Raw genomic sequence first — 17,563 nt, 5'->3', positions numbered from 1 at the left:
GCGGGGCTGGGATTAAAACCATCGAGCCCCGCTTTTTTGGTTTACTGCGCGCATGCATCGGCTGCTCGTGTGGGCTGATAGTTCGTAGTGCTGCATGTGCCGAAGGTATAGCTGCGTAGGAAGGTATAGGCGCGACCATAAACTCGCACCTAAGTGGAAGTCATTGAACAGGTGTTATTTAGCGTGATATCGATTAATTTGCCACTCTTTCAGTTCTTTGTTTAGTACAGCCTCCGGATTGGCCCAGTAGTCTAGGAATGAATTGTAGGTTGCGTCTTTCACCAGATAAGACGTGATGCTGAAGGGCTTTAGCAGACGGAAGTCTTTCTCTTTTAGGAGTTTCGCATTGAGCTTCTCTAAAAAAGCCTTCGGTTTAAAAGTTGTTAATTCTGATGGGGAAAATACTTGCCAGGTGGCCGTGAAGGCTCCGTCCTTTGCTTGCCATAAGGAGACAGAAGCGTTGGGCTTATCACTATCGAAAGCAAGTTGTAAGTCATCTACAGTGAAGCTTTTTACTTCAAAACTAGACCTTTCTTTAAAGCCAAATTCAGAAGGAATTGATTTGCCCAGATAGGAATATGAGTGAGCATAGCCCTGCTGATCCGTGTACCCTACCACCAGCTCAAACTCCTCAATGTTTGTAGAAGGATACAGCACTTCGTAATTGGTAGTAGGGGCCAACTCTGACTCATGCAACAGAAATTTCCTGCTGTAGTCACCCGCTTTTGGGTATCCGTATAAGTGACTATCATAATTCCTGATGCCGTCGGGCACTGGCATTGTTTTACTGGAAGCGTCTTTCGCCTCAGAAAAGTCTACTTGATGCTCTGCTGATTCGATCTGGGAGAAGATATACTTACCTTCGCTTTTCAAGAGGAAATAGGCCATATCCTGAGGTACAAGTCTCCTGTATTCGATCCTAAGCGCGTTATTCTCTCTGCGGCTAAAGACGGGCCCAAGTTGCAATGTGCTAAATAAGAAACGGCTATTAGGTGCATTGGTATATTGAATAACTCCACTCGCTGTTTGAGTAGAAAGTGGGTGTTGGAGGTTACTCACTATATTCCAATTGTCGGGACGAGCCTGCAGATAAGATCTGATGATATGAGAGTTGTTAGCAGGATTAACGGCTACCGTAGTCAGGTCTAACTTAGTGTCCTTCGTTTTGACTTGAAGTGAATGTTTTGTATTTGTGGCTACCAGGGTGTCCAGTAAAATCCTGCCATCCTGTTGTGTAACAATCAGTTCGAAGTTTTGGATGGCAGTGATCTGTGGATCATATCGGAATGAGAAGTCGTAAACAGGATCCGGCTCTTTTATCTCGGGTACAGGGTCAGACTTTTTGCTGCAGCTGAAAAGGGCACCAGTTAGTAAAAAGCCAAAGAGTAATTTTGAACGCATAAAATTTCGGTTTATTTCCGTGAGGTGTAATAGTTGAGCAGCCTAATATAGGTGTATTTTTTTTGAAATTCAGAAGCATGCTGCATCAGAAAGTATAGTTGAGTTGAGAAGCAAAGGTGCGAGCTCTTGGCGGCAGATTGGTAAAGAGAAATCCCGAAGTTTGTGGGTATTTATGAATAGTCGTGCTGTATTTCCTGCAGCAACAGTCCATGCCATTTTTCATGCGTATGATAGCCTTGAACAGGTGAAACATAAACCGATACTTACAGCATGCGCGATAAAATAAAACTATCCTTTTCCCCGGACCTGAGCCTGAATGCCGAAGGCAAGCATGTGCGCGACGGCCTTTCGACCGCCATGCTTCTGGGCGACAACCTGTGGCTGAGTTGTGACGAGCGCACCACCATTGAGCGCCTCACCCGGTTGCCCGACGGCTCTTTTGGCAAACACCAATCCTTTGACGTGCACGATTACCTGGACCTCCCGGCAAAGGATTTCAGCGAGATCGACATCGAGGGGATGGGTATGGCCGACCACTACCTTTGGCTGATTGGCTCCCACAGCCTGAAGCGTAAGAAGCCGAAACGGCCTGACTCGATCAAAAAACAGATAGAGCGACTGTCAAAAATCAAAAGTGACCCGAACCGTTACCTGCTGGCGCGCATACCTATTCTGCAGGATCCGGCAACGGGAGAGTATACCTTGTACAAAGAAGTGGAAGATCCGGACAAGCCCGGCAAAATGCTGCGTGCGGGTCAGTTGAAGGGCGACAAAACCGGCAGTCTGTTAACGGAAGTGCTGGAAAAGGATCCGCACATTGCTCCTTTTATGGACATCCCCGGCAAAGACAACGGCTTCGATATAGAAGGGCTGGCCATACACGGGCATCGCATTTTTATAGGACTGCGCGGACCGGTGCTGAGGGGCTGGGCCATGGTGCTGGAAGTGGAGCCGGAGGAGGACAAAGCCGGCGTATTACACCTGAAGCAGCTGACAAAAGAGAAGCCCTACCGGAAGCACTTTCTGAACCTGCGGGGCAAAGGTATACGGGAGCTGCGCATTTTCGGGAATGACATGTACCTGCTGGCCGGGCCCACCATGGATCTGGACGGTGTGATTGCCATCTACCGCTGGCGCGATGCCGTGAACAAACACACCGAGCAACTGCTGCACCACAACGAACTGGAGCGGCTGTGCGAGGTGCCGCACGGCACAGGCGAGAACTCCGGGAAAGACAAAGCCGAGGGGCTCGCCATACTGGATGAGCAGCGTGTGCTGGTGGTATTCGACAGCCCGATGGATGAGCGGATTGTTGGTAAAAATGATGTGCAGGCAGATGTTTTGCGGGTAGTGGAGTAGCCTCAGATGGTTTGCCAGCCGGCATCTGTGGCAGGAGAGAAGGCAGGACGGGGCGGGATATCCAGGAAAGGGTAGGTTACTTTGGACAGGTAGAGCCCCTGCGGATAGGCCGGTGAAAGGTGCTTGGGTGCTTTCTCCAGCGCCAGGTAACTTTCAAACTCGGGCAGGCTGAGCGCGCCGGTTCCGGTCTGTAGGAGTTGGCCCACGATGATGCGGATCATGCGGCTCAGAAACCTGTTGGACGTAATCTGAAAACGCAGCCTGTCACCCTGCTGGTCCATCAGCCAGCGGGCTTCTGTTACATGGCAGATGGTGCTGTCATGCTCTGCCGGCGTCAGGCACAGATTCCGGTAATCGGTGTAGAGGGGGAGCAGGGCAGTGGCCGCCTGCATGGCCTCCAGGTTCAGGTTCCGAACCGGGTACAGGGCGCTTACATCGTGCAGAAACGGATCTTTGTAAGTATGTATAAAATAGTCGTAGCTTCTTTTGCTGGCATCGAAGCGGGCGTGGGGCAGGCCCTCCACCGGTTTGATATCGAACACGGCGATATCGGACGGTAACACTTTGTTCAGCCGGAAAAGCATATCAAACTCCCAGGGCTGCGCTACATCCAGGTGAAAAAAGAACTGGCTCGCATGTACCCCGGCATCCGTTCTGCCACAACCCACGATCGCTACCGGCTGCTTCAGAACCTTCTTCAGACATTCTTCTATCACCTGCTGCACCCCAACCCCATAGGGGTGTCGCTGCCAACCTTTGTAGTGCGTGCCGCTATAGCCGATATGAAAGAAGTAGCGCAAGGTTTTGCTCAGGTATAGGTGGTGGAAATTGCCTTACAAGATAGTGATAAAGGAGGTTCAATATGTTTGTTAGCACAAGGAGTAGTGATTTTTAAGTATTCCTCCTGCGAGAAGACGACTCTCCAGTACACCAAAATGGATATTCTTTGCCATCTATTTATCCTGCTAATGTTTTAACTCCTTCGGCAGTGCGAGCTTGTAGCTCGTACTGTTCTTTAGCTGAAGGTATAGCTGTGTGGAAAAGAAAAGACACGAGCTGCAAGATCGCGGCAGTGCGGGGAATCGCCTGCATTTCAATTTTTAGGCGGGTAGCAACTTAAAGTAAATGATGGTACAACGGTCTTCGGCTGTAATGTCCGGGTAAAACACTTTCAGGTCTGCCCGGAGGGTTTCCAGACTCTCAAACCCATCCGTCAGGGCGTCAGCCTCGGTTAAGTCGGAAAACGATTTGGTAAAATCCAGCTTTTCTATCTGTGCCTTTTCTGGTAAAGGCATATCGCCAAAAACCAGCGGCAACTGTATGGCGTTTGGCAGCACATACCCTAACCGGACCGTAGACGTTTTCCGGCGCTGCTGCACCAGCTCAAGGTATTTTTCATGAAAGTGCAGGTGGTCGATGATCTCTGTTTCAGCTTTTGTCATGTGCTATTCTACTTAAAAATATAGCAGGCTATTACACCTGCTGGAGCGAGCTTGTAGCTCGTATTGTTACTCGTGCTGAAGGTATAGCTGCGTGGAAAAGAAAAGGCACGAGCTGCAAACTCGCGCCAGCGGAAAGAACTGGCTCGCATGTACCCCAGCATCCGTTCTGCCACAACCCACAATCGCTACGGGCTGCTTCAGAATCTTCTTCAGACAATCCTCTATCACCTGCTGCACCCCCACACCATAGGGGTGTCGCTGCCAACCTTTGTAGTGTGTGCCGCTATAGCCGATATGAAAGAAGTAGCGCAAGGTTTTGCCTCAGGTATAGGTGATGAAGTTTACTTGCAAGATAGGGATAAAGGAGGTTTAGTATTCTTGATAGCACAATGAATACTTAGCATGGAGGATTATTTTAAATAATATATTACAATGGCTATGTATAAATTTATGTGCATATTTGTACATAAATTTAACACAAGTTTTCAATAAATTTTTCAGCAATGCTAGGTATTGACCTGTTTTCAGGAGCTGGAGGACTTACATTAGGAGCTAAGCAAGCAGGAATCGAAGTTGTTAAAGCAATAGAATTTGACAGAGAGTCTTGCAATACATATTGTCACAATAACCCTGATGTTGATCTTATAAATGAAGATATTAGGAATGTCAAAGATCTTGCTGTGACTACAAATGGACCTCTGATTCTCTTTGGAGGGCCGCCTTGCCAAGGATTTTCTACATCAAACCAAAGAAACCGTTCGGTTAAGAATCAAAATAACTGGATGTTTAAGGAGTATGTTAGGTTTGTTCATAGCCTTAAGCCTCAATGGATTTTGATGGAAAACGTGAAGGGGTTTTATGAAACAGCTGGAGGGGCCTTTTTTGCTAAAACATTAAAGTTGCTTGAGAAAGAAGGCTATAAACTCAATTATAAAATACTTAATGCATCTGATTATGGAGTACCACAATCTAGATCAAGAGTGTTTATTGTAGGTAGTCTGAACAAAGGGATAGATTTTAAATTTCCAGAAAAATCTACAGCAAAACCTGTAAGCGTGATCGAGGCTTTAGATGATTTACCTGTTTTAGACAACGGAGCAGCAAAGTGTATATTACCTTATAAAAAAGAAGCTGAATCGAAATTCGCAAAACAACTCAGGCTCGAAAAAGAAACATCATCTAATAACTTAGTTACCAGAAATTCAGCTCTTGTAATTGAGCGGTATTCACACATACCTCAAGGAGGAAATTGGGAGAACGTACCTGAAGGGTTAATGGGTAACTATAAAAATAGAAGTAGGTGTCATACAGGTATTTATCGCAGGCTAATCGCTGATGAACCATCTGTTGTCATTGGTAATTTTAGAAAGAACATGCTTATCCACCCTTTTGAGGACAGAGGGCTATCAGTAAGAGAAGCAGCAAGACTACAGTCTTTTCCTGATAACTATGAGTTTAAAGGCAGCATAGGTTTTCAGCAACAGCAAGTAGGCAATGCAGTGCCGCCTATGTTAGCTAAAGCCGTTTTCCAAGCAATTTTGCACAGTTAACCTAAGATTATAATGTGGAACAAACAGCCCATTGAAATAAGAATGGAGGAAGCTTTGATAGCTCAATTTGGTCAAGAGCAGGGGCACAGATACTATGTTCAATACGAAACTGCGAGAAATCAATTAGTTGATGAAATTTTTCCTCAAATAAGAGCTGTTGAACCCTCTTTAACCGAACATGATGCAACACATATTAAAGATGTTCTAAAAAATGCTGAGCTGCTGCTAGGTGAAGACATCAGTAAACTTAACGGTATCGATTTATATTGTTTAGGCCTTGTAATACTATTCCATGATGTAGGTAACATTCATGGAAGGAAAAAACATAATTTGTACAAAAATACTGTTACAGTATACAATCATGTTCGTAACAGGATTGCAAAGTATAATCATGAACGCACTGTTGTTTTGCGAGCTGCGCAAGCTCATAGTGGCCTTTCTAATACTGGATCTACAGATACATTAAAAGATATTGATCCGACAGATCATATAGATGGACATACTGTTCGGCTAAGAGATATTGCTTGTATATTAAGATTTGCTGATGAATTGTCTGAAGGACCACAAAGGACCTCCACATTTATGCAAGTAAATAATAAGTATGATCCTAAAAGTAAAATTTTTCATAAATATGCTGATAGTACTCATATTCATATAGATAGGCCAAACGAGAGGATTGCTATAACATATCATATCGACATTGAGAAAAAGGGTAAAAAATTCTCTGCTAAAGCAGAGAAGGAATTTATCGAATTAATTCATTTTACATATCATAGAATTCTTAAACTCGACCAAGAGAGAAAATATACAAAGCATTATAGTGGATTACTATCGCCTTTCAAGAAGACGTCCGTAAAGCTGAACATTCATGTAAATGGTCAACTGCAAAATTTAGATTTGAATGAGATAACACTAACTGACATTGTAGTACCGGGTGATGAATGTAGAAATATTTTTGAACTAGACGAATCGTACAGAGTGGAAAATATTTTAGATGCTTTAAAATCTATTGGATCATGAAAAAAAATAAAAACCCATTTGAATACGAAGGCTCTAATAACTTGTCAGATGAGGAGATTTTAGATTTTTACATAGAAGATTTTAATTACTCCAGATTTATCCAGTCCACTCGCAATGTTTTTTTAGTTGGAGAACGTGGTACTGGTAAAACAATGGCGCTACTTTATAACTCATTTATAATACAGAGCAAATTAGCAGCAAGAGAGGCATCTTCATTGTCATTTGATAAAATTGGAATACATATTCCCTGCAATACACCTCTTTTTCATAAGAAAGAGCATCTACTTATAGAAGATTCATTTCGTGCATCTATAGTATCAGAACATTATTTAGTATTATCTATAGTATCTCAGATAGCAGAAACGCTTTCTGCGATTGAAGAAATAGAAGAGGCTTTTAAGCCCTACAATAAAAAACTTAAAGAAGAATTTGAATATGTGCTTGGCATAACGCTACACAAGGCTTCTTCCTTTTTAACATCCATTACTTATTTTATAAAAAAAGAGGTAATTGATACGCAGAGAAAAATTAATAGTCCAGAGTCTAATTCTTTTTATGAAAATGCCTTTTCTTTTTCATCATTGGCTCTGCCATTCATAAATAGCCTTAAAAGTGTACCTATCTTAGGAAAGTCTCATTTCATGCTTATGATTGATGACGCTCATGATCTAAATAAATCTCAAGTTGAGACTTTAAACTCATGGATAGCATATAGAGACCACTCTGATTTTAGCTTTAAGGTTGCTACAACAAGAAAGAATCATTCTTATGTCACTTCTAACGGAGGTTCAATACTAGAAGGTCACGACTTCACTTCTATTGATATGGGGAAAGCTTTATTTAATAAAGATTCAGATTTTGCGAAGATGGCTAGAAGGATAATTCAAAAGAGATTAGATACCTTGGGAAGGAAAATAAAAGTAGATAATTTTTTTCCTATTAATCCAGACTTCCAAAAAGATTTAGAAGAGTGTAAGGAAAAAGTAAGATTAGAAGCTGAAGACAAATTTAAAGGAGGGACTAAAAAGCAAATAAGAGATCATATATATAAGTATGCTAGAGCTGAGTATTTTCGCAACAGATCTAGCAAGGCAAATAGACCTCCGTATTCTGGTATTGATACAATAATTGATATTTCTACAGGTGTTGTTAGAAATTTACTAGACCCCTGTTTTTGGATGTATGACACTGTCTTATCTGAATCTAATAATCGTGAAATAAAGAGTATACCTTATACAGTCCAAAATGTAATTATCATAAATCGTAGTGAAGCTAAATGGGAAATTTTAAAGTCGCTGCATAAAATTGTAGAAGGGTGTACAGAGGAAGATAGTAAAAAGGTTTTCTGTTTGTTTGACAACTTAATGGTTCTGTTCAGAGAAAGATTACTAAAGCATAATTCTGAGCCTAGAGCTATTATGTTTTCTATCTCACAAAAGAAAGATAGTATAATGGAAAGGATTCAACCTCTTCTAGACATAGCTATTAAGTCACAAATGCTTTATACACGCTCAGGAAATTCAAAAGATGATGGTAAGCAAGAGACTTATTTTGTCCCTAATCGTATGCTATTGCCTGCAAGAGGTTTGGATCCTCATGGGCAACATGCACGTGTGTCTCTAAAGGCTGTTGATATCTTAGCCGCAGCGGAAAACAATAAGTCTTTCCCCTTTGTTGATGCTGATAATGAATTAAAACAACCAGTTCAAACAGGTCTTTTTGATGAATAATTACGATTCACTTGTTACCGTTTTAGGTTGGGAAGATCGCTCTAGCGAAGGTATTCTTAACGATTTAAGGAATAATCGGATTTTGAGGATCTATGCTCTTGATTTTGAAAAAAACCAAGATACCCCACCGTTCAAAAGTGGAGAAATCGATGAATACTGTCTAACGCATCATATTGAGTTTAATAAGATTAAAATTGATTATGAAACTCCTCTGAAAAGCTGGAAGGGAATTGAGGGCTTCGTTCAAGGGCAAAGTGATATTGGTACAAAAGTGCTTCTGAATATTACTACAATGCCTAGAGAAACTATTTGGAGCTTATTGTTTTTTTTAAGACAGAGTAAAGCAGCCCAAATAGATTATGTTTATTACAAGCCCCAAAAGTATTCTAATAAATGGTTGAGTAAAGAGCCTTGTAAGCCGCGCTTACTTTTTAAGCATTCTGGTATAACTGAATTAGGAAAACCAACTGCTTTGATTATACTAACAGGTTTTGATGCAGATAGAACAAGACAACTTATAAATTTCTATGAGCCAAGTTTAACTGTCCTTGGAATTCAAATTGGAGATCAATTTGATAATTTGAATAGGAATGACAAAAAAATGCATATTGAAAAATGCATGGGTGTCACTAGTTTCAGTGAATTCAATATCGATGCCTATTCAGAAGATCATGGGTTAGAAGTACTGAGGAAAGAAGTTAAAAAGCTGAAAAAATTCAACATAATCATTAGCTCTTTGGGACCTAAATTATCAGCAATTGCTATTTATAAGTTGTTCCTTGAATTTCCTCAAATTGCTATTAGTTATGTTTCAAGTAAACATTACAATTCAGATTACTCTGAGGGTACAGGAGAACCTATTAAAGGATCTTTTATAGAGAATAATTGATTTTAAATTATTTCTCCTTGGCTTCAACCCATTCACCATAGCCCCCCGTTCGGGATATTATACCTGCCCTCAGCGATCATCTCTCAGTAAAAACAAAGCAGTCCCGGCAACAAACGTCCGGGACTGCTGCGTTTAAGAGGTATAGCAGCTCTCTAAATTTTGCTGTAGCAGCTATACTATACCTTCACACCTCTCACCGCTTCCTGTTTTTGTTGAAGAAGCTCCACATCATTTCATTGATGTCGATGTCGGCGGTCGTGTTGCCCAGGGGGTAGCCGATGTTAAAGGGTGCACTGCCCGGCCAGGTATGGCCCCCGTTTTCGACCGTCACGAGCGAGACCGTAATGCCTTTGTCGCTTACTTCCTGAACCATGACGGAGGTACTGTCCTTCTTATTCACATTCAGCACCTTTTTGCTTTCTTTCTGACCAGCCAGTCCGTTGTGGGTGAGCCAATAGGTATAGGTTGCCGGGGCCGAGGCATAGCCATTGGCTTTTCCGTCGTATTTCACCACCTCGTCTGCAGTGCCATGCACCTGCAGCACACTGATCCGTTTATCCGTCCGGTGATAAAATTTAACCGAGTCCGGCAGCGGACCACCAATAGAAGCGATGGCAGCAAAATCGTTTGGCATTTCAGCCGCAAGGCGGTGACAGAAGAAACCACCCCGCGACAAGCCGGTCGCAAAAATCGCTTTGTCATCTATCCGGTAGCTTTGTTTCAGGCTGTCGAGCAAAGCCTTCACGAAGCCCACATCGTTGGTGCCGTGTTGGTGCGACATATCAAAGCCCACATTCCAGTCCTGCTTTATACCGGAGGGGTACACCACAATAAAGTTGTGCTTATCGGCGGCGTCATTCATTCGGGTGTACAGCATTTGCTCGGCCACGGTCATGCCCCCGCCATGAAAATGGAACACCACCGGAAAGGCTTGCGCCGGGTTGGCCGCATAGGAGGCAGGCAGGTAGAGCAGGTACTTACGCTTGGTACCTTCAAATTCGAAAGGTTTCAGTTGAGCTGAAACCGTGATAGTGGCAAGCAGTAGCGCCGCAGTAAAAAGAAATTTTAACATGATCGTTTAGGGTTTAGTTCTGACACAAAAGAAGCAGCAGCGTGTGTCAGAATCTTCCAGAATGATCATTTACCTATAGCAAATCGCGATTTTGGCAGTGTTTGGGAGGAAGGCCGACAGGGAGTAGGGGAATTCTTCTTTAGGGAATTCTCCCCTTGAGGGGAGCGCAGAGGGGTGTCATTAAGCCGGAATTCATGCAAGGAAGTAACTACGAAGCAAAGCCTCAGCCTTATACACCCCTATAATCCCCTCAAGGGGATAGTTTTTTCTATAAAGTAATGGTCAAACCTGCTTGAGGAGCCAGCGGATGCCGCCCTAGGTTTGCGTAACCCGCTTGCGGTAAGCAGAAGGCGTTTCCTGCAGCTGTTTTTTAAAGGCGGTATTGAAGCTGGTGAGGCTGTTGAACCCCACCTCAAAGGCGATGGCTGCGATCGTGCTTTCACCGGATTGGCTGTGTTCCAGCAGTGCCTGCGCCTGCTTAATGCGGTACTGATTCACAAAGCCGTTGAAATTGGTGCCGGACCTGCTGTTGATCGCCATCGATATTTTCTGCGGACTTACTTTCAGCGCTTTGCTGAAGGTGCTCAACGTCAGGTCCGGGTTCTTGTACAGCGCCTTGTCTTCCAGTAGCCGCTTCACCTCCTCAAAGATCTGGTTTACCTCCGCCTCAGACAGTGGCGTTGTCTTATACTTGGCTGCATCAAGTGCATCGATGTATCCCTTTTTGATAGCCATAAACGTCACCCCGTACGCGATAAAAGAATACAGAATCGGCCCCAGGATGTAAGGCACGTCGTCGTCGAGCAGGTTCAGCACATAGACCACCCAGAGCGCCGCCAGCGCATAGGTGAGCGTGCGCAGCCATTGCACAACGGCATCAGCGCCTCCGGCAGCGGCCCGGTACTTCTGTATCTGCCGGTAACTCAGGTATAAGTATACCAGGTAATGGCCGTAATACACACAGAAAAGGAGCACAAACACAGGTATAGGGATGGTCTTCGCATGCTCCTTGTTGATAAAAAAGCTGAAGGCAAGCCCAACCAGGAAGGGGATGCCGTGCAGGAGGGAGCGGTAAGTGAACCGGATCGATTTCTCGAGCACAGACCGGGTATAGCCATAAAAGAGCGGCCCGATGAGCAGGAGGGAGGCGAGGCCTGCAAAGATGAGCTGCAGGTATACGTCCTCCACAAATTCCAGAAACAAGGACTTGCCGATACGGAAAGAGAGAATGAGCAACAGGACGCTCAGTATTTTATTGGAGGTGGTGAGCCCTTTGGGGTAGAACCAAAGAAAAGCCGCCAACACCAGCCCATGAAAAACACCTAGGCCACTGAGCAGAATAAGAATAAAATGACCTGTAGACATAGGAGCAAATAAACAAATTAATAAGCTCGGAAGTATTTCGCCTTTGCTTTAAATTTTCTGCCTGGCTGGTTTGCGTGGCTGCTGTTTGAGACTTTGGGGACCATTACATACAGCGGACTATCTTTCTGCTCGAACTTGCTCCGGGAGGTGACCTATACCTGCTCTGCCATTATAAGTTTAGTAAATTGCTATATCTTTATGCTGGTATTCTTAGAATATGGGTCGACATCTACTTTCTGGCGGGTTTATTAGCCTTCTCCTGCTTTTACTTATTACAACAGACGCTAAGGCGCAACGCAACAGGGCCAGTCACTGGTATTTCCCCTATCTCTCCGGTGTTGATTTCACACAAAATCCACCTGTTCCTACAGACTACGGGAAGACAGATGAAATTTATAGAGGAACGGCTACCATTAGCGATAACACAGGACAGCTGCTTTTTTACACCGACGGGCATCGTGTCTGGAACAGAAACCATCAGCGAATGCCAAATGGCTCAGGCTTAACGAAAGGGGAAGTGCAGACCTCTTTACAATCGTCCCTGATTGTACCCAGGCCAGGCTCCGAAACACTGTTTTATATTTTCACGACGAACCCCGGCCATGGGCCAGTGGAACAGGGGTTGTTCTATGCCGTAGTGGACATGTCGCGCCGAAGTGGATTGGGCGATGTGATCCAGAAGCATGTGCCGCTCCACAACCCTGTAACGGGAAGTTTAACAGCCGTACAGCACGCCAACGGAAACGATTATTGGGTGATCGCGCATGAATATGACAGTGGCAAATACCTGGCTTACCTGGTAACAGCATCCGGTGTGCAGACAAGTCCGGTCATCAGCGAATTACCTTCCATACAGCGGGAGTACCCAGGCCAGATGAAGGCTGCCCCTGACGGAAGCCGGATTGTGGTGCCCGCCGATGCAGGCGCGGAAATTTCTGATTTCAATACACGTACAGGGAAGCTGTCTAACCCATATGTACTGCAACGTAATCCGAACGCCTGGGTATCCGGGTTAGAGTTTTCACCAAATTCAACTTTGCTCTATGTTGCCAACGCCAATCAAACCATCTACCAGTATGATTTGAACAAGAACACATGGGCTGAGGTGGAAGCCTCCAAATACCAGGTAGGAGGATGGGGGTTCACCAACCTCATTCATGATTTGCAACTGGCCCCGGACGGAAGAATTTATGCGGCCAAAGGAGGTGGACAAGGCTGGGGAGCTACTTATCTGGGTGTTATCAGCAATCCAAACGGCTTACGGAATCAGGCTAGCTTCGATGAGAAAGGCTTCCCGCTCGTATCGCCTGTCGATCAAAGGCTCCCCATGTTTGTTACGTCATTCCTGGCTGATCCCGCAGCCATCAGTTATACCAATCATTGCTTTGGTGAGGCTACTGTCTTTCGTGCTACCGGCATTGGCAGCAGGGAGGCCCTGCTTTGGAACTTCGGTGACCCGGCTTCAGGAAATGCGAATACCTCTGCAGACTTAGCCGCCACCCATACCTTCAGTTCGCCCGGCACCTATACCGTATCGCTGCAAGTGACTTTAGGAGACCAGGTGAGAACCCACCAGGTGCAGGTAACCATTCACGCTAAACCTGCAGTTGACCTGGGGCCAGACATAAACGTGTGTGGAGGCACCGATGTAACGTTGGATGCAGGCGCTGGAAACGATTTCACATACCTGTGGTCTACAGGCGAAACAACTCAAAAGATAGCGCCCACTTCCGCTGGCAGCTATTGGGTGGAAGTGAGCAACGGCTTTTGCACGGCCCGGGACGAGATCAGGGTAACGATCACGACAAAGCCAGGTTTAGAACTGGGACCGGATCGTACGCTTTGTGAAAACACACCCGTGCTGCTATCAGCGGGAGGAGCGAATCAGGACTATAGTGTTTTATGGTCTACTGGCCAGACGACTCCTGACATAACAGTGACCAAACCCGGTTTGTACTGGGTGGAGGTTACAAATGGGGTGTGTCGTGTCAGGGATGAAATCACGATCAACTATACCGGGTTGACAGACCTGTCGATAGCTGCTGCAAATGACACTTTGTCTTATCAGGAGCCGCTATACCTGGAAGCAGTGGGTACCGATCTTGTTTCCTGGAACTGGGATCTGGGCGATGGTGCTACTTCCAATACGGCCAAGCCTATCCATCAGTACGCCTATGCAGGCACGTACAATGTCAAGCTTCATGCAACAAACAAGAATGGTTGTCCGGCCATTGCTGAAAAGGAGATCGTTGTGAAGCCCCACCTGTTCATCCCCAATATTTTTACCCCGAACAATGACGGGAAGAACGATTCCTTTCGGGTAGAATACAACGGGAGAGGAGCATTTGATGTGCAGCTATACAACAGGTGGGGAAAGCAGGTATACGAGGCCGCAACAAAAGACTTTGCCTGGTCCGGAGAGAACTTTCCGGCAGGGGTATACTTTTACCTGATAAAAACCGAAACCGGCACCTACAAAGGCTCCGTAACCTTAGTGAAGTAAGACATCATCCATATCATCTAATAATTACCCCTTGCCTTTCAATCCATTCTCCATAGACCTCCCCGTTCGGGAAATTATACCTGCCGTCAGAGAACACCTTTCGGCGCAGAATACCTTGATCGTTAACGCTCCTCCGGGAGCCGGTAAAAGCACCTTGCTGCCGCTGGCCATCCTCGACGAGCCCTGGCTGAAAGATCAGAAGATCATCATGCTGGAGCCCCGGCGCCTGGCGGCCAAGACTATTGCCGAACGACTGGCGCAGCTGCTGGGCGAGGAGGTAGGCCAGACCGTCGGTTACCGCATCCGCTTCGAGACGCGCATTTCGGACAAGACCCGCATCGAGGTCGTGACTGAAGGCATCCTCACCCGCATGATCCACAGCGACCGCACGCTCACAGGTATAGGCATCGTGATCTTCGACGAGTTTCATGAACGCAGCATCCACGCCGATGTGGCCATGGCCCTGAGCCGGGAGGCGCAACAGGCGCTTCGCCCGGACCTGCGCATTCTGGTGATGTCGGCCACCCTGGATATGCCGCAACTCACGAAACTACTGCAGGCCCCGGTGGCGCAAAGCATGGGGCGGCAGTACCCTATCGAAACCTTTTATACCGGCGATGCCGACGACCGCATGCTGCCCGAAATGACGGCCAAAGTGGTGGTGCAGGCGGCAAAGGAGCAGGAAGGCGATATCCTTGTTTTCCTGCCCGGCGAAAACGACATCCGGAAAGTAGAAGAGCTCCTGCGCCGGCAGCTGCGTGATTTCAGGATACACCCGCTGTTCGGGATGCTGCCCTTTGGCAAGCAGTACGCCGCCATCATGCCCGACCGCGAAGGCAGGCGCAAAGTGGTGCTGGCCACCAGTATCGCCGAGACCAGCTTGACCATAGAAGGTATTTCGGTGGTGGTGGATACGGGCTTTGGCAAAACCTCCCGCTTCGACCCGAAATCCGGTTTATCGCGCCTCGAAACCGTGCGCATCTCCAAAGACGCCGCCGACCAGCGTGCCGGTCGCGCCGGACGTTTGGGCCCTGGCACCGCCTACCGCATGTGGAGCAAAACCACGCAGGAGCGCATGGCCCCGCACCGCACACCCGAGATCATGGAAGCCGACCTGTCCTCACTGGTGCTCGACATGGCACAGTGGGGCATCACGGACATCCGGGGCCTGACATGGCTGAACCCGCCGCCGCGCGCTGCCCTGGCCTATGCCACCGACATGCTGCACCAGCTGCAGGCGCTGGAGCACGGCCGCATCACCGAGCACGGCAGGAAAATGCACGCGCTGCCCTGTCACCCGCGTATTGCGCACATGCTGCTCAAAGCCGAGGAAACCGACCAGGTGGCCCTGGCCAGCGACATTGCCGCCGTCCTGGAAGAGCGCGACCCGCTGGACCGCAACGCCGGCATCGACATCAACTTAAGAGTAGAGGCCTTGCGCAGGTATAGAAAAGAGCAGGGGCAGGGCAAGAAATTTGGCAAGATCGAGAAAGTCGCCCGCTCGTACCGCTCTCTTTTCAGCATTGAGCCGGACAATGGTAACTTCGACGACTACGAGACCGGTGTGCTGCTCACGCATTGCTACCCAGAGCGCATCGCCTACGCCCGTCCCGGCAACAATGCGCAGTTTCAGCTGGCGAGCGGTCAGTATGCTTCTGCCGGTCACCGCGACGACCTGGCCCACGAGCCCTGGCTGGCCATCGCTCACCTGCACGCCGGCACCGGCGACAATCCGGGTCGCATCTTCCTGGCCTCGCCGCTAAACCCGAGGGATCTGGCCCCGCTCGTGAAGCAGCAGGAAAGTTACCACTGGGACCTGAACGACGGCGAGCTCACCGCCTCGATGGACACCCGCATCGGGAGCATCGTGCTGCAAAGCAAACCGCTGCCAGCCCCCGACGAGAAGCACCGCGTTCCAGCCATATCCCAAGCCATCAAGCTGGAAGGCGAGCACCTGCTGGACTTCAACTACGAAGTAAGGCAATGGCAAAACCGCGTGCTGAGTCTACGCAAGTGGCGCCCCTCCGAGTTCTGGCCCGACGTGAGCACCAGCACTTTGCTGATGACGAACTGGGACTGGCTGAAGCCCTACCTGTTCGACATTGAGCACCCCGATGAACTGATGGAGCTGGAGCTCCTGCCGATTCTGGAGAAGTTTCTAAGTGACGAGCAGCGTGCCCGCCTGGAGGTGTTGGCACCGACAGGCATCACCTTGCCGGATGGTTCCGCTATCGACCTCACCTACCAACCCGACGGCAGTCAACCCAAACTGGAGATCCGGCTGCAGGATGTGCTGGACTGGGAAGAAAGCCCGAAAGTAGACGATGGCGAAATGACGGTAGAGCTGGCTTTGCTCAGCCCGGAGCTGAAACCGATCACGACCGTTTCGGACCTGGCGAGTTTCTGGAAAGGCAATTACCGCGTGATCAAGCGGCAGCTGGAAGTGGTGTTTCCGGAAGTTGAATGGAGTAGGGGAGTTTAGTGACCGAACGAAGATAGTTTGTGCACGATTACACCCCTGTGGTCCCCTCAAGGGGACACTCTTTTACTGCGGTTTTAAGGCTATACCAGGTAGTAACCCTATTTTTTCGATGCTAAGCATACTAAATTTTGAAATAGTAATAGCGGAACTGTCCCCTTGAGGGGACCACAGGGGTGTAATCGTGCACCGGCAAGATCTACAGGGTGTCACCAAGTATAGGCAATATCACTGGTTCTCAGTTATCCAATGCTCTAATGTTCGAAGTACATTTTGGATATTTTTCTTGACCTCGATATCATCAAATCTTAAAAACTTTACCCCATACTTTTCCAGCTCCGACTGTCGCTTTGCATCATTATCAAAGCTGTAATCATGGCTATCCCCATCTATTTCAATTGCCAATTGCAACTCGTGGCAATAGAAATCAACGATATAATCTAACATGGGTACCTGTCTGTGAAATTGAAAACCCATCAGTTTTCGTTCCTTTATTTCCTGCCATAAAAGGATCTCAGCGAGTGTGCTGTTTTTCCTCAGCTCTCTTGCTTTGACTTTAAGATACTCCTTGTAAGGTACAATGGTGTTCTTTTTCATACTTGGTATTTGCCATATTTAATGCGCTGTAACCCATACACAAGGCAGGATTTTTAAGTTCTGCAGAAAACTACAGACTGCGCATATTACAGGCTTTATAGATTCGAAAAGAACACCCCTATAATCCCCTCAAGGGGATAGTCCCCAAAAACGACT

14 protein-coding genes are annotated in these 17,563 nt (G+C 46.9%); 7 read left to right on the top strand and 7 right to left on the bottom strand.

From position 1 onward, the window contains the following. Window positions 1-174: 174 nt before the first annotated feature. Window positions 175-1,401: a hypothetical protein gene (locus IEV97_RS02710; protein ID WP_188499956.1), complete on the bottom strand. Its 1,227-nt coding sequence runs from the start codon at window positions 1,399-1,401 to the stop codon at window positions 175-177. A 270-nt stretch (window positions 1,402-1,671) separates the two neighbouring features. Here IEV97_RS02710 and IEV97_RS02705 point away from each other — a divergent pair, with 270 nt between their 5' ends. Next, window positions 1,672-2,760, top strand: coding sequence for a DUF3616 domain-containing protein (locus tag IEV97_RS02705; protein WP_188499955.1), 1,089 nt, complete (start codon window positions 1,672-1,674; stop codon window positions 2,758-2,760). A gap of 2 nt (window positions 2,761-2,762) precedes the next feature. Here the strand turns inward: IEV97_RS02705 and IEV97_RS02700 are convergent, their stop codons facing one another. The 3 genes from IEV97_RS02700 to IEV97_RS02690 form a co-directional block, all read right to left on the bottom strand. Beyond that, window positions 2,763-3,560 carry a tRNA pseudouridine synthase A gene (locus IEV97_RS02700; RefSeq protein ID WP_188499954.1) on the bottom strand — a complete coding sequence of 266 codons (798 nt, stop codon included), beginning with the start codon at window positions 3,558-3,560 and terminating at the stop codon, window positions 2,763-2,765. Between the two features lie 300 nt (window positions 3,561-3,860). Further along, window positions 3,861-4,202, bottom strand: a complete 342-nt coding sequence (locus tag IEV97_RS02695; protein WP_116544235.1) for an ASCH domain-containing protein — start codon at window positions 4,200-4,202, stop codon at window positions 3,861-3,863. 66 nt (window positions 4,203-4,268) lie between these two features. Next, window positions 4,269-4,514 carry a tRNA pseudouridine synthase A gene (locus IEV97_RS02690; RefSeq protein WP_308419841.1) on the bottom strand — a complete coding sequence of 82 codons (246 nt, stop codon included), beginning with the start codon at window positions 4,512-4,514 and terminating at the stop codon, window positions 4,269-4,271. Window positions 4,515-4,705: 191 nt separating this feature from the next. On the opposite strand from IEV97_RS02690, the gene IEV97_RS02685 reads away from it, so the two are divergent. Genes IEV97_RS02685 through IEV97_RS02670 form a run of 4 tightly spaced genes read left to right on the top strand, consistent with a single transcriptional unit; the run spans window position 4,706 to window position 9,391 of the window. After that, window positions 4,706-5,752 (top strand): DNA cytosine methyltransferase, encoded by a 1,047-nt coding sequence (locus IEV97_RS02685; protein ID WP_188499953.1) that lies wholly within the window; start codon window positions 4,706-4,708, stop codon window positions 5,750-5,752. Window positions 5,753-5,764: 12 nt separating this feature from the next. Further along, a complete protein-coding gene (locus IEV97_RS02680) occupies window positions 5,765-6,772 on the top strand; it encodes an HD domain-containing protein (RefSeq protein ID WP_188499952.1) in 1,008 nt (335 codons plus the stop codon). Then, window positions 6,769-8,502 (top strand): ORC-CDC6 family AAA ATPase, encoded by a 1,734-nt coding sequence (locus IEV97_RS02675; protein ID WP_188499951.1) that lies wholly within the window; start codon window positions 6,769-6,771, stop codon window positions 8,500-8,502. The genes IEV97_RS02680 and IEV97_RS02675 overlap by 4 nt, the downstream gene beginning before the upstream one ends. Next, on the top strand, window positions 8,495-9,391 hold the full coding sequence (locus IEV97_RS02670) for a hypothetical protein (RefSeq protein WP_188499950.1): 897 nt from the start codon (window positions 8,495-8,497) through the stop codon (window positions 9,389-9,391). The genes IEV97_RS02675 and IEV97_RS02670 overlap by 8 nt, the downstream gene beginning before the upstream one ends. Before the next feature lie 193 nt (window positions 9,392-9,584). Here IEV97_RS02670 and IEV97_RS02665 read toward each other — a convergent pair whose 3' ends face one another. Together IEV97_RS02665 and IEV97_RS02660 are read right to left on the bottom strand one after the other, a co-directional pair. After that, window positions 9,585-10,463 carry an extracellular catalytic domain type 1 short-chain-length polyhydroxyalkanoate depolymerase gene (locus IEV97_RS02665; protein WP_188499949.1) on the bottom strand — a complete coding sequence of 293 codons (879 nt, stop codon included), beginning with the start codon at window positions 10,461-10,463 and terminating at the stop codon, window positions 9,585-9,587. Window positions 10,464-10,778: 315 nt separating this feature from the next. Continuing rightward, complete coding sequence (locus tag IEV97_RS02660; RefSeq protein ID WP_188499948.1) at window positions 10,779-11,828, bottom strand: helix-turn-helix domain-containing protein; 1,050 nt, start codon at window positions 11,826-11,828, stop codon at window positions 10,779-10,781. A gap of 484 nt (window positions 11,829-12,312) precedes the next feature. On the opposite strand from IEV97_RS02660, the gene IEV97_RS02655 reads away from it, so the two are divergent. Both IEV97_RS02655 and hrpB read left to right on the top strand, forming a co-directional pair. After that, on the top strand, window positions 12,313-14,331 hold the full coding sequence (locus tag IEV97_RS02655; RefSeq protein ID WP_188499947.1) for a T9SS type B sorting domain-containing protein: 2,019 nt from the start codon (window positions 12,313-12,315) through the stop codon (window positions 14,329-14,331). Between the two features lie 31 nt (window positions 14,332-14,362). Next, window positions 14,363-16,813 (top strand): ATP-dependent helicase HrpB, encoded by a 2,451-nt coding sequence (hrpB, locus tag IEV97_RS02650; RefSeq protein WP_188499946.1) that lies wholly within the window; start codon window positions 14,363-14,365, stop codon window positions 16,811-16,813. Between the two features lie 225 nt (window positions 16,814-17,038). On the opposite strand, the gene IEV97_RS02645 is transcribed toward hrpB, so the two are convergent. Then, on the bottom strand, window positions 17,039-17,407 hold the full coding sequence (locus tag IEV97_RS02645) for an endonuclease domain-containing protein (protein ID WP_188499945.1): 369 nt from the start codon (window positions 17,405-17,407) through the stop codon (window positions 17,039-17,041). Window positions 17,408-17,563 lie beyond the last annotated feature (156 nt).

It is taken from the genome of Pontibacter amylolyticus (assembly GCF_014638845.1).
Taxonomy (GTDB): Bacteria; Bacteroidota; Bacteroidia; order Cytophagales; family Hymenobacteraceae; genus Pontibacter; species Pontibacter amylolyticus.
Note: the sequence above shows the minus strand (reverse complement) of the source record. Positions and strands in the feature narration are given on the sequence as shown.